Source organism: Paenibacillus sp. MAH-35 (assembly GCF_058135425.1).
This window is the reverse complement of the sequence record NZ_JBYUPU010000018.1, coordinates 49,480-64,756: the sequence shown is the minus strand read 5'-3', so window position 1 is coordinate 64,756 and position 15,277 is coordinate 49,480. Positions and strand designations below refer to the sequence as shown.

Annotated in this window: 10 protein-coding genes and 2 pseudogenes; 8 read left to right on the top strand and 4 right to left on the bottom strand. The window is 52.5% G+C overall.

Features of this window, described 5'->3' with window-relative positions; all coding sequences use genetic code 11:
• Window positions 1-34: 34 nt before the first annotated feature.
• The 6 genes from mmgD to AC3Y2E_RS19420 all read left to right on the top strand — a co-directional run bounded on the left by mmgD (window position 35) and on the right by AC3Y2E_RS19420 (window position 6,218).
• On the top strand, window positions 35-1,153 hold the full coding sequence (gene mmgD, locus AC3Y2E_RS19445; RefSeq protein WP_379213231.1) for a citrate synthase: 1,119 nt from the start codon (window positions 35-37) through the stop codon (window positions 1,151-1,153).
• Between the two features lie 150 nt (window positions 1,154-1,303).
• Window positions 1,304-2,749: a bifunctional 2-methylcitrate dehydratase/aconitate hydratase gene (locus tag AC3Y2E_RS19440; protein WP_379213229.1), complete on the top strand. Its 1,446-nt coding sequence runs from the start codon at window positions 1,304-1,306 to the stop codon at window positions 2,747-2,749.
• Between the two features lie 79 nt (window positions 2,750-2,828).
• Window positions 2,829-3,740 (top strand): methylisocitrate lyase, encoded by a 912-nt coding sequence (gene prpB / locus AC3Y2E_RS19435; protein WP_379213333.1) that lies wholly within the window; start codon window positions 2,829-2,831, stop codon window positions 3,738-3,740.
• A 98-nt stretch (window positions 3,741-3,838) separates the two neighbouring features.
• Window positions 3,839-4,711, top strand: coding sequence for an HpcH/HpaI aldolase/citrate lyase family protein (locus AC3Y2E_RS19430; protein ID WP_379213227.1), 873 nt, complete (start codon window positions 3,839-3,841; stop codon window positions 4,709-4,711).
• Between the two features lie 429 nt (window positions 4,712-5,140).
• Window positions 5,141-5,728, top strand: coding sequence for a TetR/AcrR family transcriptional regulator (locus tag AC3Y2E_RS19425; RefSeq protein ID WP_379213331.1), 588 nt, complete (start codon window positions 5,141-5,143; stop codon window positions 5,726-5,728).
• A gap of 55 nt (window positions 5,729-5,783) precedes the next feature.
• The gene (locus AC3Y2E_RS19420; protein ID WP_379213225.1) at window positions 5,784-6,218 is read left to right on the top strand and encodes an SRPBCC family protein; all 435 of its coding nucleotides are present in this window, start codon (window positions 5,784-5,786) and stop codon (window positions 6,216-6,218) included.
• Between the two features lie 304 nt (window positions 6,219-6,522).
• On the opposite strand, the pseudogene AC3Y2E_RS19415 reads toward AC3Y2E_RS19420, so the two are convergent.
• The 4 genes and pseudogenes from AC3Y2E_RS19415 to AC3Y2E_RS19400 all read right to left on the bottom strand — a co-directional run.
• A pseudogene (locus AC3Y2E_RS19415) lies at window positions 6,523-6,615 on the bottom strand (AraC family transcriptional regulator); the annotation flags it as partial.
• A 219-nt stretch (window positions 6,616-6,834) separates the two neighbouring features.
• Window positions 6,835-7,230, bottom strand: coding sequence for a RidA family protein (locus tag AC3Y2E_RS19410; protein WP_379213222.1), 396 nt, complete (start codon window positions 7,228-7,230; stop codon window positions 6,835-6,837).
• A 616-nt stretch (window positions 7,231-7,846) separates the two neighbouring features.
• Window positions 7,847-8,974 (bottom strand): response regulator, encoded by a 1,128-nt coding sequence (locus AC3Y2E_RS19405; RefSeq protein ID WP_379213220.1) that lies wholly within the window; start codon window positions 8,972-8,974, stop codon window positions 7,847-7,849.
• Window positions 8,955-10,715 (bottom strand): sensor histidine kinase, encoded by a 1,761-nt coding sequence (locus tag AC3Y2E_RS19400; protein WP_379213218.1) that lies wholly within the window; start codon window positions 10,713-10,715, stop codon window positions 8,955-8,957. Before AC3Y2E_RS19400 ends, AC3Y2E_RS19405 begins: the two co-directional genes overlap by 20 nt.
• A gap of 249 nt (window positions 10,716-10,964) precedes the next feature.
• On the opposite strand from AC3Y2E_RS19400, the pseudogene AC3Y2E_RS19395 reads away from it, so the two are divergent.
• Window positions 10,965-11,258 (top strand): annotated as a pseudogene (locus AC3Y2E_RS19395) (hypothetical protein); the annotation flags it as partial.
• A gap of 396 nt (window positions 11,259-11,654) precedes the next feature.
• Window positions 11,655-15,101 (top strand): SGBP N-terminal domain-containing protein, encoded by a 3,447-nt coding sequence (locus tag AC3Y2E_RS19390; RefSeq protein WP_379213329.1) that lies wholly within the window; start codon window positions 11,655-11,657, stop codon window positions 15,099-15,101.
• Window positions 15,102-15,277: the final 176 nt, after the last annotated feature.

Sequence of the window (15,277 nt, the reverse complement as noted above, 5' to 3'; positions counted from 1 at the left end):
GTTAATCGAAAAAAATAACGAGGAGTGAAGGTCGATGACTGAAAAATTTCGCCCCGGACTTGAGGGCATTATTGCCAGTGAAACTACCATTTCGTATCTGGATGTGGCGGCCGAGCAAATCGTCATCCGCGGTTACGATCTGATCGAGTTAGCGCGGACTGTTACCTATGTCGATGTCGTCGGACTGCTGTTGGACGGGACTCTGCCCGATTCGGCACAGCGGTCGAAGCTGGAGGCGGAGCTGGCTGCGGAAGCGGAGTTGCCGGACGAAATATGGCCGATCGTCAGTTTCCCGGCGCCGCACAAGGAAGCGATGGATATTTTGCGGACGGGCATATCCGCTCTCGCTGCCTTCGACGAGGAACTAGGTGTCCGGTCGCCGGAGGCAAACCGCCGCAAAGCATTACGCTTGCTGGCCAAAGTGCCAAACCTTGTGGCTAACGGGTACCGGCTGCAGACGGGTAAAGCTCCGATCGAGCCGAAAAAGGAGTTGTCCTACAGCGCCAACTTCCTGTACATGCTAACAGGAAAGCTGCCTGATGAGCGGGAAGCGCGTGCGTTCGACCAGTCGCTAATCGTGTACAGCGAGCACGAGATGCCGAACTCGACGTTCGTCGCCCGAGTGATCGCCTCAACGCATTCCGATCTATACGGAGCGCTGACCGGCGCCGTTGCTTCGCTCAAAGGAACGCTACATGGCGGGGCGAATGAAGCGGTCATGTACATGCTGCAGGAAGCGAAAACGCCGGAAGGGTTGGAGAAGCTAATGAAGGGCAAGCTTGCCGCCAAGGAACGGATAATGGGCTTCGGTCATCGTGTGTACATGAAGAAAATGGACCCGCGCGCGCTGATGATGAAGGAAGCGCTTGCCGTTCTGTCCGAGCAGCGTGGCAGTCGCGAGCTATACGAGATGTGCGATCTGGGCGAACGGATCATGCGGGAGGAGAAGGGGTTGTATCCGAACCTGGACTATTACGCCGCGCCAGTCTATTACATGCTCGGCATCCCGATCGACCTGTATACGCCCATTTTCTTGGCCTCGCGAACGGTCGGAATCGGCGCTCATGTCATGGAGCAGCATGCGAATAACCGGCTGTTTCGTCCGCGTGTGTTGTATAGCGGTCCGCGGGGATTGCGTCCGACTATACAATGAAGCGGCAACTGTTCGAATGTCGCCATGCAACGCCACACCGCGCGCCATGAGGCGTGCGGTGTATGAAAGTGTGGATATGAACGGGTCTATGCTGACGATACGGCTGGCCCGGTATCGAGAATCAGTTACTACGGAAGGAGCATGTTGCACATGCATCATGAATTTGCGAAGCAATTCCGCGGAACGCCGGATGAACTGCTAGTCCGGCTCACCGATTACGTCCTCGATAAACGGATAAAGAGCACGGAAGCTTACAATACCGCGCGTTATGTGTTGATGGATACGCTCGCCTGCGGTTTCTTGGCGTTGCGTTATCCGGAATGTGCCAAGCACCTCGGACCGATCGTTCCGGGCACCGTCGTTCCGAACGGGGCGCGCGTTCCCGGGACGCAGTATGTGCTGGATCCGATCCATGCGGCGTTCAATATCGGGTGCATGATCCGCTGGCTCGATTACAACGATACGTGGCTGGCGGCGGAATGGGGGCACCCGTCGGATAACCTCGGCAGTATTCTCGCGGTATCCGACTATATCAGCCGTCAGCGTGCTGCCCGGGGAGAAGCGCCGCTTACCGTGCGGGATGTGCTTACGGCCACGATCAAGGCTCACGAAATTCAAGGCGTGCTCGCGCTCGAGAATAGCATGAACCGGGTCGGTCTCGATCACGTTCTGTTTGTGAAAATTGCGTCGACCGCCGTTGTAACCGCCCTGCTGGGCGGAACCCGGGAAGAGGTCATCAACGCGCTATCCAATGCCTGGATCGACAATGCCAGCCTGCGCACGTACCGGCATGCCCCCAATACGGGCTCGCGGAAATCGTGGGCGGCGGGCGACGCTACGAGCAGAGCGGTGCGGCTCGCGCTCATGGCGCTGAAGGGTGAGATGGGGTATCCGAGCGCGCTGACCGCGAAAGGCTGGGGCTTCCAGGATGTGCTGTTCAAGGGCAATACTCTGACGCTTGCCCGTGAGATGGACGCTTACGTCATGGAGCGGGTTCTGTTCAAAATTTCTTTCCCGGCTGAGTTCCATGCGCAGACGGCCGTCGAGTGCGCCTTCCGCTTACATAGGGAAGTGAAGGACCGACTGGATCTTATTGACAGAATCGAGATGACGACACACGAGTCGGCGATCCGAATCATCGACAAGAAAGGGCCGCTGCACAATCCGGCGGACCGCGATCACTGCCTGCAATATATGGTCGCGATCGGCTTATTGTTCGGCAATTTGACCGCTGACCATTATGAGGACGAGATCGCCGCAGATCCGCGTATCGACGCGATTCGCGAGAAGATGGTCGTCAGCGAGAACCCGCAATACAGCCGCGACTACCTCGATCCGGATAAACGGTCGATTGCCAATGCGGTGCAAGTATTTTACCGGGATGGGACGTGTACGGAAAAAGTCGAGTGCGAATATCCGATTGGCCATCGGGAAAGGCGGGAAGATGGCATGCCGAAGCTAGTGGAAAAATTCGAAAGCGCCATTGCCACCCGATTCCCGAAAAAGCAGCAGCAGGACATCATTCGAATGTTTGCCGATACGGAGAGACTGGATGCGATGCCGGCGCATCATTTCATGGAACAATTCGTAATATGATCGCAATGGAAGACGGGGGGTGCGGGCATATTCCGTCACGCCCGTCTTTCGTCAGGAGGGATACGACTTGACTTGGTTTATGGAACGAGGCATAACTCAGCGGGAACTGGCCGAGCGTTTTATGGCGCTCATTCAAGGTCCCGCGGCATTAAAGCTGCCGGGCGCTCACGACGGGTTGGCGGCGCGGATGGCACAGCTCTCCGGATTTGAGGCGTTGTATTTGTCCGGGGCGGCGTACACAGCCAGCCGCGCATTACCGGATCTAGGCGTTGTCGGTTCGGCGGAGCTGGCGGACCGGGCGCGTGAGCTTGTTCGCGCTACTGGTCTGCCGCTTCTTGTGGATATTGATACGGGATTCGGCGGTGTATTGAATGCGGCGCGTACCGCGAAGGAAATGGTTGAGGCGAATGTGGCCGCTGTGCAGCTAGAGGATCAGGATTTGCCAAAAAAGTGCGGACACTTGAACGGAAAGAAGCTGGTGACGCCGGAAGAAATGATTCAAAAAATACGCGTCATCAAAGAGGTGTGCCCGTCCCTAATTGTCGTCGCCCGCACCGATGCAAAAGATGTGGAAGGGATGGACGCGGCGATCTCACGGGCGCAGCGATACGTCGCTGCAGGAGCGGACGCGATATTCCCCGAGGCGCTTGCGACGGAAGAGGAATTCCGCCGGTTCAGCGCCGCGATTCATGTTCCGTTGCTGGCCAATATGACTGAATTCGGTCGTACTCCGTACTATACGGTGCAGCAGTTCGAAGCGTGGGGATACCGGATGGTGCTGTTTCCGGTTACATCGCTGCGTGTGGCAGCCAAAGCTTACGAGCTTGTGTTTCGCGAAATTATGGAGCTGGGAACCCAGGCGGGGGCACTCGAGCGGATGATGACCCGCAAGGAGTTATATGAAGCGATCCGATATTACGATTACGAGAAGTTGGACGCGAGTATCGCGGCTACCATCCTGGCTGGCTCGACAGAGGAGCCGGAACGGTAGCTCAAACGGTAGTTGACTATAATGGTGACCATAATAAGTAAGCCCCCCTTTTCCCATTGAATCCGGCTTTCAAAACGGTTCGTCAAGGAGTGCTTGTCATGAGTTTGGTTTATTTGTTCACACCCGGCGACAGCCGGATTAAGCTGGAGAAAGCGGCAGGCAGTGATACGGATGTTGTCATCATCGATCTGGAGGACGGGGTATCCGCCGTCGACAAGACTTTCGCCCGCCAGCAGACTTACGCCTTCCTAGAGGAGAAGCGGAGAGAAGCCAGCCGGAACAAGCCGTTCGTCATTCGCTGCAATCCGGCGAATAGTCCGCATTTTGCCGAGGATATGCGGCTTGTTCGCGAGTGTGGCGTGGTCGGAGTGATGATTCCGAAGTGCGAAGGTGCGGAAGAGCTGCGGGCGGCGAACGAAGCGGCCCCGCTTGCAGAGCTCATCCCGCTCATCGAGTCGGCCCGAGGCGTGCAGCAGATGGAAGAAATCGGCACCGCTAGTGATCGCATCGGCAAGGTGGCCTTCGGCGCGGTTGATTTCGCACTCGATATCGGGGCGGGATGGAGTGAAAGCGGCGAAGAGCGGCTGTATGCGATGGGCCGAATCGTACTGCTGTCGCGGGTAGCGGGACTAGAGCCGCCGATCGACGCTGTATTTCCGCTGCTTGACGCCAAGGAATCGTTCATAAAGGATGCGAAGCTTGGCAAGCAGGTCGGCTTTTATGGGAAAATGATCATTCATCCGCGACATATTGAATGGGTCCGGGATGCCTACCAGATACCGAAGGAGGAACTAGAGTGGTGTCGCAATGCGGTCCGTTTGTACGAAAGCATGCCTTCGGGCGGATCGGTTAAACTGGACGGCAAGCTGATCGACATGCCGGTATATGTGAACGCGAAGCGCAGGTTGGGCGCCCTGACCGTACAGCAGGAGGGCGGGACCGTTGGCGAGGTAAGCCCGGAAGGAAAATGACCGTAGATACTCGCCGTGGAGAATGATTCCGCGTGTTAAGTGAAGTATTTTGAGACCGCTCATATGAGCGGTTTTTTTATAAGTAATGAAAGTGAAAGTATAAGTTTTCAGCGCAGCTGAATACTTCTGCTCGAAAGAAAAACTACCTCTTACGCAGGGTCATTCGTCGTGGAAAAGACTTCGTTTAGAAGTTTTTCTTAAGAGCAACAAAATATAGATGTTCGATTGAATTTTCCGCCGAATCTGGTTGACATGATTATCCCTTTCAATTATGGCGGACATACAGAAAAATGGAGCTGTCCAGAAAGTCAGCCCTTTTAAAGTTGCTTTTGAAGATATTGACATTACAGCCGAATCCCCTTATTATAAAAACACAATATGTTAGTTACCACTAACTATAACTCATTAAATCGAGCTGGGATGAGAATGATGGAGAATAAGCTGGTCTTGGACACAAGAACCAAATTGATGAACGCGGCCATAGATCTGATGGCTGAAAAAGGCTATAAAGGCGTATCTACGAAGGAGATTGCAGCAACGGCAGGCGTCAGTGAGATGACCTTGTTCCGTAATTTCGGCAGCAAGCAAAACCTGCTGGAGAAAGCAGTCGACCATTATCATTATTCGATTGAGATGACCCACATTTTTAACGAGAACGTGATCGGGGACCTGAGATCGGACTTGCTGATGATTAGCCAAATGTATCATGAATTGATGGAGCGTAACCGAAAATTATTCCTTATTGTATTGAGCGATCATGAATTGGTTGAAATCCGCGAAAAGGCGCAGAAGCATCCTCGGAAACTGTTGGAGTTGTTGACGAATTATTTCAAGGACATGGAGAGAAAGAACAAGATGGTTTCAACTGATGCGGAGATGCAAGCGATCACTTTCATGTGGATGAATTACGGGGCTTTCCTTTCGCAGTTGTTTGTCAAATCTGAGCTTACTGCCAAGTCCAAGCAAGATTTTATGAGATCCAGTGTCGATTTGTTCGTGAGGGCGTTAAGCCCTTAATTTTTCATAATCAATGATAGTTAGCGGTAACTAACCATTTTGAGGAGGTGCCCCTATGAAACATCAGAATATGGAATCGCGCAAGCTTGTCGGTCAAACGGTATCTACCGGTTTTCAAGTCGGTGTCAGGAGGACGTTTCCCATCTCGCCAGAACAGGCGTGGACGTTTCTTACCTCTCCTGAAGGAATGAAATTGTGGCTTGGCAACGTACCCCCTCTTGCATTTACGGAGGGAGAGAGTTTTACCTCCGATGAGGGAATCTCGGGACAGCTCAGGATCGTAAAGCCTCTCAGCCAGCTTCGCTTAAAGTGGGGCAAGAAGGAGTGGGAGAAACCGTCCACGCTGCAAATCCGGATCTTGTCTAATCGCCCTGACCGAACAACGATTAGCTTCCATCAAGAGAATTTGGATCATCCGAACACGCGGGAAGAGATGAAGCTGTATTGGGAAAACGTTCTGAATATCGTCGGGCAGCAAACAAGCACGTAACTGATGAAGAGGAGATGGATCATTATGAATAGATTTAGTCATATCGACCTGAGAGTAAACGATTTGGAAAGGCCTTAATTACAGACCATAGAATCTCAGCAGGCAATCGGCATATCTTCTATCAGTGCTGCCCAGCTACCCAAAAAGAACAACAAGTTGGATCAGGAAGTGCTGCAAACCATCTTACGCGATCGGGTGGTAAAGCTGCATCAACTTCAATCTCCCGTTTGATCCAGCCAAGCAAAGCTGGTTTTACATGGAGAGAGGGGGCATCGTGGCACTAAGCAACACCCCTCGGCAAGCTTCAGAGGTTGCCAGGTGTAACCCCATAATATTTACGAAATACACGAATGAAATGACTGATATCTTTGAACCCGAGCATGAAAGTCGCTTCCGATACGCTGTTGCCGGCCGGCTATTGATAGTTGTCCTGTGTCGTACCCCCAGTGCCTAACGAAATAGTTATTGCATCTGAGCCGACGGTAAGGGTTGCCGCAAAATAAAGGAGCGTGTCTTCGCCATTCGGGACTTGATATTGCCTAAGCTGGTCGCAATAACAAAAACCATGAACCTTGCAAGGTTCATGGTTGGGATGAAGTGTGCGGATGGGACATTGTTATACTCTAGCAGCCCATATTTCGATTTCAATTTTAATCTCAGGTAAGCCTAATTCTGTAATATAGCCAACTGTCATCGCAGGATATTTTTTCCCGAATAATTTGTCCCACTCTACGTCAAAGAAATCCCAATCGATCTGTTCAGTGGCCCAAATATTCACTTTGATAATATGTTCACTACTCAAATTTTCTGATTCCAGAACGGTCTTAATGTTAGCAAACGTATGAACCACCTGCTCATTCAAAACAGTTGGTATCTCCCCTTGAGCGTTTACTCCGATTTGTCCCGATGTAACAAACAGTTCTGCACCTCTTGGAATTTTTGTGATGTGCGTGTAATTCCCAACCGGCGCTGGCATAGTTATGGGATTTGTTCTGGTAATTTTTCCGTTCATTTTAGCGACACCTCGTCATTTTGGATGGATTGCTGTATTCATTTTGGAAGCCACTTGGATACACTTCACCCGTAATACATGACTCCTAGAAAAAAACAGCAATGGAGTATCCATAACCGGATGATAAGCTTTTACGCGCTCTCTTTTTCATCTTCGGATGCTCCCTCTCTCTCAAAATGATAAAGTTTTTCTATAGTATACCCAGATCATAGGGTATAGTCAAAACAGTCATCACTTACCGGCAGTATCAGTATATTATACTCGACAAACCTCATCCCGCCTATACCGCCGAGATCTTTTGGACGCTTCTTCCTGGTTGGACAGAAAGATCGGCTTGAACTGGTTTTTCTGCCGCTTTGCAGCCGTCCTATACCTTCCTTCCAACACCGGATATTGGAAAAGGGGGGATTGTTGTTCGGTCATGTTTCTATTGCGAGCACAACACAGCGGGCATCCCTATCAGAAAACAAGCTGGACATCCATACCGCAGCTCCTACCCTAATTGAAAGGTGGGGGCTGTTTGCCGCTTACATTAAAGAAAAAATACGCTTATGGGTGGTGCAAGAAAAAGAAAAGCTTTTTGTCCAGGATCTTGACAGAGGTCCAAGTCACTTCGTTACACCTCACTAGCCAACAATCGATCGTACCACTCGGTCAGCTCTGCCGAAGGCTGGATATGGAGCTCTTGCTTCAACAGCGCTTCATACTGCTTGTATTGCAAGTGGAGGGACCGCCTGTCCTTCAAAGCGGCAAACCCGTGCATAAGCAGCCTGTTCGCTTCTTCATCCAATTCGTTGCGGCGCACCAGCTTTTTGGCAATTTGCACGGCCTGATGAAGCTGATTCTTCTCGAGCAGCCACTTGGCCAGACGTTTGGCAAACGCCTCGTACACATCGCTGAGCCGCTCGCGCTCAGCAAGCGCCCACCCGTACGGTTTGTCTTCGAACAAATCGCCAGTATACATGTTCTCGGCGGCAATCGCGGCCTCTGCATTGGATTCATCGATGGTAGGGAGACCGGACACTCGCTCTTCGAATTGGATAAAATCGACCTTGATCTGTTCCAGACTCATCTGATATTGTTCGCGATCGGAGACGAGGATTGCCTTCATCCCCTGCGTAGACAGCGTTCGGCGCAGCTGGTACAGCGCCGTATTGAGGTACAACTCCGAATTTTTCTCTTCTCTATCGTGGAAAATCTCTTCCATGATGCGGACTTTGGCCGTACGGTTCCCGTGACAGAGCAACAAATACGCGAACAGCTCCTGACTTTTGCGGGACATCCACTTCAACGCTTCTCCTTGCTCGCCGCTGATCTGCAAGCCTCCAAGGCCTGCAACCGACAACCGTTTCGGCGTGTCCAGGTTACCGGTACCGGATGTCCCCATCCGGCCTCTCGCCGCTCTCGCAACGGTTTCCTCCAGACGCTTCCGGGAAACGGGCTTTACGATATAATCCAACGGATACGCATCAAATGCATCCAGCGCAAACTCCTTATGCGAAGTCACGAACACAATATCCAAGTCGGCGTTCCGCTTCCGCAATTCAAGGGCTAATGTCAGTCCGTTGTCCTCGGCGATCTTGATATCGATAAAGGCAAGGTCCACGGCCTGCTGGGAAGCAAACTCAACCGCCTCTGCACGACTGCGTACCATCCCGACGATGACCACGCCTTCTATACGCGACAATAGCTGGCTCATTGCCGTCAACATCGCCTGTTCGTCATCAATAAGCAATACGTTCATCGTTGTCCCTTTCCGAGCCTGCAGTGCCCAGCGAAAAGTAAAAAACAGTTTTCTGGCGCGGCACGCTCTCCACCCATATCTGTCCGCCGCTCATCCGCACGAATTGCTGGCAGACTTGCAACCCCAGTCCGGTTCCTCTCTCCCCGGCAGTCCCTGTTGTGGACACGAGTCTCAGCGGATCGAACAATCCCCGAACCCGTTCTGCCTCTATACCGACACCGTTGTCGCTAACCGATACGATTACCTGCCCGGCAGCCGTTTCAGCACGAACCCAAACTCTGCCGCCTCGCTCGGAAAATTTGATCGCATTCGTCATCAGATTGCGAACGATCAAATTGATCGCTTCCCGATCCGCATATACTTCCACGTCGCTGTCGATCTCGGTATGTATCGCAATTTGTTTGGCTTCGCTTTTAATTCGCAGCGTGCGGCACACGTCCTCGACCACATCGGCCAGTCGTAATCGCTGAGGGTGCAGCAGCATGCCTTCCTTTTGACTGCGAAACCATTCCAGCAAATTTTCGATCATCGTGAACGTATTTTGAATCTGACCGCTTAACGCGTCGATCACTTCCTGATGATTGCGGGCAAACATCGTTTTATCCGCTTCCAGCACTTCAATCAAGCTGGCTTGGACCGCTAACGGATTCCGGATATCGTGGGAAACGATGGCGAACAAATGGTCTTTTAGCTGATTCAGCTTCACGATCTGCTCCATCTGCCTTTGCTTTTCGGTAATATCGAACAAGACGGATACGGTTCCTTGCCCAGCCCTTTCCCGGGAAGCCAGCGGATACACCTTGACCGAATAAACCCGGAGCTCTCCATTCACTCGTGCGTCGATCTCCATATCGCTCGCTTCCATGCGCTCGCAGGCGCGCAGCCATCCCGGCCACTTGGCCAACAATCGGTCGATCTGCCGCCCCGCAATCGAAGTTTCTCCCGAACCTGCAAATAAAGGCTCCACATACGCGTTGCTATCGATGACGCTGCCTCTGTGATTGACAATGAGAATCCCTTCCTCCATCGTCTCCACCACCACATTTCTGGCAAGCGGCACGACGGAGAACATCCGGTAACGGATCACGATCCACAGCATGGTCATTCCCAAAAATCCGCAATACACCGAAACAGGAAGCAGCCACGGCGTGAAGCCGGTATACAAGGACTTGACCACTTCCGTCGAAGCGGGGATACAGCCGCACAGTACCAGCCAGATGCCGGGCTTGCGAAGCTCGGGACGAACGCGCCGGAGATACACAAACAAATAAAAGACGCAAACCGCGATAATCAGATAACAGATGATATTAAAGGCAATCGCATACACGGTTTTGCTTATTTCCAAATGCCCGTGGTCCAGCTCTATATTCCGGAAAAGCAGATGATGGTACGGATTCGTCCAGATCAGCAAGGACCATAGTACGAAAATCGAAAGAATCTGGATCATCCGAAGCGGACGTAAATATTTGTCTTTCCCGAACAAGGCCATCACAAAAAACATAACCATAGGCACTACAAACAACAGGCTGGTTTGTTCCATATTTCGAAACAGCATTTTTGAAGATAAGCTTTCGCTGTTGAGCTCCATGATCACACTTCCGGCATAAATCACGCGGCAAACCATAACCCAGGCAAAATACCGGATTCCCCGTTCCCGGCTGTACAGAAAGGCGTAATATAAAAACGCGATCATTAAAAAAATGGAAACCAGCATGATCACATTGGATAGCGTTATACTCATTGCTGTAAAATTCTCCTTATCAAAGAAGACATTCGGAATTTCTGTGATTATAACTCAGGAAGGCCAACCGTCACAATTTTTCCTTCAACTCCTTCCCTTTGATGATACTATAGGTAAAGGATCTTTCACTATAGGGATTCTTTCATAGTCTTTCAATAGCTCTTTCATAGTTCTTTCATAGCCGTCTGTTATACTGGTTTTTGCTAAATGCTAGGAGAATTTTGTCTGTGGTTATAAAGAAAGGAGTACATGATGAGAACATCGACCTTACTTGTGAAAAAAATAATGATTTGTCTACTAGCGCTTATCATTATCGCAAGCCCGTTATTCGTTCCGTCGAATGCCCATGCTGCCCCCGGTGGCCCCATGTTTGTTTCCATTTCATCCAATAACGCACACTCATTGGCGTTGGATCGAGAGGGGCGGATTTGGGCGTGGGGATCCAACGGTTCGGGCCAATTTGGCAATGGAACAACGGACTCTTCTGCTATACCTACACGAATTGAGGTTATGGATGGCGGCTCTGCGGAATCTTTTAAGAAAGTAAAAGCAGGCATCGATAGTAACTCCATTGCGCTAGATGTTGAGGGCCGACTGTGGACGACCGGCGACGACGGTCATGAAAAATTGGGCAATGGCGGCTCTGCGGGATCTTCTCAGGTATGGGAAAAACTATCGGTACTGGAAGCAGGTGCGGAAGTCGAATTTTTAGATATTTTGACAACACGCAGGGCTTCGATCGCACTGGACAGATCGGGTGAGTTATGGATCTGGGGAACCAAATCGCCCCAGACGCCCATTGACGTGCCGGTTAAATATCCGGTAACGGATAGCGGAGTTCCCGTTACTTTCCAGACGATTGATGGCAATGATGAAGATGCAATTGCTCTTGATTCACAAGATCGCCTGTGGAGGATATTTATGGTGGACCCCTCCCCATTGAAATATCCTGAAACGTCAGCGGTTGAATTCCAATCCATTTCCGCTGGCAGCGGATTCGGGGGCGGCTATCATTTCTTACTGGCTCTCGATAAGGGAGGCAGCATATGGACCTGGGGAGGCGATACCGAAGGGGAACTTGGAGATGGACCGGGAGAAACCGCAATTACTTACATTCCAGCCAAGCTTACTGTCATGGACTCCGGCACCCCGGTCAAATTCACTCAAATTTCCGGGGGGATAAGACACGCGCTGGCATTGGACGACCAAGGGAACATGTGGGCGTGGGGGTCCAATTCCGCAGGTCAGCTAGGTAATAATTCGGCCGTAAAATCGGAAGTGCCCGTCAAAGTTCCGCTCGAAGACGACAGCGGCAATCCGTTACGATTTACGTCCGTGTCAGCGGGATCCGGAAAATCGTTCGGTCTGGATGCGGACGGCCAAATCTGGTCATGGGGAGACGGGCAACATATCCCGAAAAAAATGCGAATCGCACCTGCGGTTTCATTGTCCGCGTCGAATGTATCCCCGGGCTACCTTCAACCGATTACACTGACGGCTGTAGTTTCAGGCGATTTCGACAATCCGACCGGCACTGTCGTGTTCAAAGATGGAAGCAGTGTGCTGGGTTCTGCTCCGCTTGCGGGTGGAACAGCGCAATTAGCCGGAATCACCCTGTCTCCGGGAGCACATTATCTTACAGCGAATTACGAAGGGGACGGCGTCTATTTGGAACTGACTTCGGATCAAGTGACCGTGACGGCCGCCGCTAGCCCGACGAAGGAAATAACCGTCTTCAGCTTTGCAAGCCCGGCAGTGACGGGAACGGTAAACGAGGCGAGTCGCACGATAAGCGTCACGGTGCCGTATGGCACAGACGTCACGTCGCTGACGCCGACGATAACGCACACGGGAGCGAGTATTTCGCCGAACAGCGGCGTGTCGCGGAATTTCACCAGCCCGGTGACGTACACGGTGACCGCAGCGGATGGAAGCACGAAAAGCTACACGGTAACGGTGAATGTGGCAGCTAGCCCTACGAAAGAAATTACCGTCTTCAGCTTTGCAAGCCCGGCAGTGACGGGAACGGTAAACGAGGCGAGTCGCACGATAAGCGTCACGGTGCCGTATGGCACAGACGTCACGTCGCTGACGCCGACGATAACGCACACGGGAGCGAGTATTTCGCCGAACAGCGGCGTGTCGCGGAATTTCACCAGCCCGGTGACGTACACGGTGACCGCAGCGGATGGAAGCACGAAAAGCTACACGGTAACGGTGAATGTGGCAGCTAGCCCTACGAAAGAAATTACCGGCTTCAGCTTTGCTACTCCAGCAGCTATTGGGACGGTAAACGAGGCGAGTCGCACGATAAGCGTCACGGTGCCGTACGGCACGGACGTCACATCGCTGACGCCGACGATAACGCACACGGGCGCAAGCATCTCGCCGAACAGCGGCGTGCCGCGGAACTTCGCCAATCCGGTGACGTATACGGTGAGCGCAGCGGATGGCACTACACAGGATTACGTGGTGACCGTAACCGAAGGTGTGCAACCGGCTCCGGCAGCTCCGCAGCAATTAACCGCGGATGGAGCGGACAGTCAAGTCGCTTTAAACTGGGATACGGTGACGGGCGCAACCTATTACAGGGTGTACCTGTCAACCGTTCAAGGCGTGTTTCCTGAACCGGCATCCGCTACCGTAACGGGTGTGACGTACAACATGAGCGGGCTAACGAACGGCACGACGTATTATTTTATCGTAAAAGCGGGTAATTCCGGAGGCTTGAGTGCAGCGTCGAATGAAGCGGCGGCCACACCTGCCGCCGCACCTGCCGCACCTACACAAGTGACAGCTGTTGCCGGGGATAGGCAGGCGACGATTTCCTTTACGCCGCCAACCGATAATGGAGGCTCCGCCATCACCAGCTATGAAGTGACCGCATCGTCAGGTGGCGTCGTACAGAGCGGAGCCTCCAGCCCGATCACGGTCACCGGTCTGACCAATGGCGTAAGTCACACCTTTACTGTCAAAGCGATCAATCGGGCCGGAAGCAGTCAGGATTCGGATGTGTCCAACGCAGTTGTCCCGAGTTCTCCGTCAAGCGGCGAAGGCGGCAGTGACGATAACGACGATAACAGCGATAACAGTGGGAACAGTGACACCAGCGGGACTGTAAGCGAAGCTGCAGTTCCATTGGCGGACATCCTTCTGAACCATCAAGTGGTCCATGGGGGAGCGGTAGCCACAACGGATCGCAATCGTACCGTGCTGACGATAGCCGCCGATCGGACCAAGCTTGACGACCGGCTTGCAGCGGAAGAACAAGGCGCGATCATCACCTATCGGGCGAACGCAAGCTTCGATAGGGTTGTGGCTGAAATGGACGGCCAATGGGTCAAAAATATGGCAGAAAAGCAAACTGTCATCAAGTTCAAAACCGACCCGGCCACGTATGTGCTGCCCGTGCAGCAAATCAACATCGAAGCTTTAGCCGGGCAGTTTGGCGAATCGGTCTTCTTGCAGGACATCAACCTAAAAATAGAGATCGATACACGGGTCGCACAGGACACGGATCGAGCGATCAAAGAAGCCGTATCCGGAGGCATGTTCACTCTCCTTTCGCCGCCGGTTGAATTTAGTATCCGTGCGACCTACGGAGATGCAACAATCGAGGTTTCGAAGTTCAACACCTTCCTGGAACATTGGATTGCGATTCCCGACAGCGTGAACCCGGATTCGGCGAAAACAGCCGTAGTCGTTGAACCGGACGGTATCCTCCGCTATGTACCACTCCAGGTCCTGGTGAAGGAGAACCGGCACTATGCGAAAGCCAGCAGCTTGACCAACGGCTCGTTCGCCCTTGTATCTCATTCTGCGGAATTCAAAGATATGACGGGTCACTGGGCCGAACAGGCCACCCGCGACATGGGAGCGCGGATGATCGTGATGGGGACGGGAGATAACTCGTACGATCCGGATCGGGAGGTTACCCGCGCGGAGTTTGCCGCCATTCTCGTTCGCGGATTAGGACTGCCCCTGGAGAGGGGGGCCGCTCCATTCTTGGATATATCCCAGTCGGCTTGGTTCAATGATGTCGTGGCTACAGCGTATACGCATCGCTTGCTTAACGGATTTGAAGACGGAACGTTTCATCCGGAGGAGACAATCACCCGCGAACAAGCGATGATCATGTTGTCCAGAGCGATGACGCTCACCGGACTGACAGCGAAGCTGCCCGGCCAAGCGGCTGAAGAAGTGCTTCGTCCCTATACGGATGCGGCGGCTGTGTCCGGCTGGGCGCTGGACGGCATGGCAGCCAGTATTCAAGCTGGGGTCATGCAGGGGAAAAGCAGCGCAACGCTTGCACCGCAGGACTTCTTGACGAGAGCGGAGGCTGCCACCATCATACAACGTCTGCTTCAGCTCTCCGATCTGATCTGATATTCGCTAACCTGAGGTTATCCCGCACGTCTTAGTGGCGCGCAGGATAACCTTATTTTCTATTGGGGGTACCCGGGAAGGTTGACATAAGCTCGTCAGGGGCGACATGATATAATAGAGGCGATAGGCAGCGATAAGACTACTGCGAATAATCGGATAAAAAACAACGATTTTTT

What these genes read in the sequence shown, in the direction of transcription:
- AC3Y2E_RS19430 (WP_379213227.1), top strand. Translation starts at nt 3,839, where the DNA reads ATGAGTTTGGTTTATTTGTTCACACCCGGCGACAGCCGGATTAAGCTG.
- AC3Y2E_RS19440 (WP_379213229.1), top strand. Translation starts at nt 1,304, where the DNA reads ATGCATCATGAATTTGCGAAGCAATTCCGCGGAACGCCGGATGAACTG.
- AC3Y2E_RS19420 (WP_379213225.1), top strand. Translation starts at nt 5,784, where the DNA reads ATGAAACATCAGAATATGGAATCGCGCAAGCTTGTCGGTCAAACGGTA.
- mmgD (WP_379213231.1), top strand. Translation starts at nt 35, where the DNA reads ATGACTGAAAAATTTCGCCCCGGACTTGAGGGCATTATTGCCAGTGAA.
- AC3Y2E_RS19425 (WP_379213331.1), top strand. Translation starts at nt 5,141, where the DNA reads ATGGAGAATAAGCTGGTCTTGGACACAAGAACCAAATTGATGAACGCG.
- AC3Y2E_RS19410 (WP_379213222.1), bottom strand. Translation starts at nt 7,230, where the DNA reads ATGAACGGAAAAATTACCAGAACAAATCCCATAACTATGCCAGCGCCG.
- AC3Y2E_RS19400 (WP_379213218.1), bottom strand. Translation starts at nt 10,715, where the DNA reads ATGAGTATAACGCTATCCAATGTGATCATGCTGGTTTCCATTTTTTTA.
- prpB (WP_379213333.1), top strand. Translation starts at nt 2,829, where the DNA reads ATGGAACGAGGCATAACTCAGCGGGAACTGGCCGAGCGTTTTATGGCG.
- AC3Y2E_RS19405 (WP_379213220.1), bottom strand. Translation starts at nt 8,974, where the DNA reads ATGAACGTATTGCTTATTGATGACGAACAGGCGATGTTGACGGCAATG.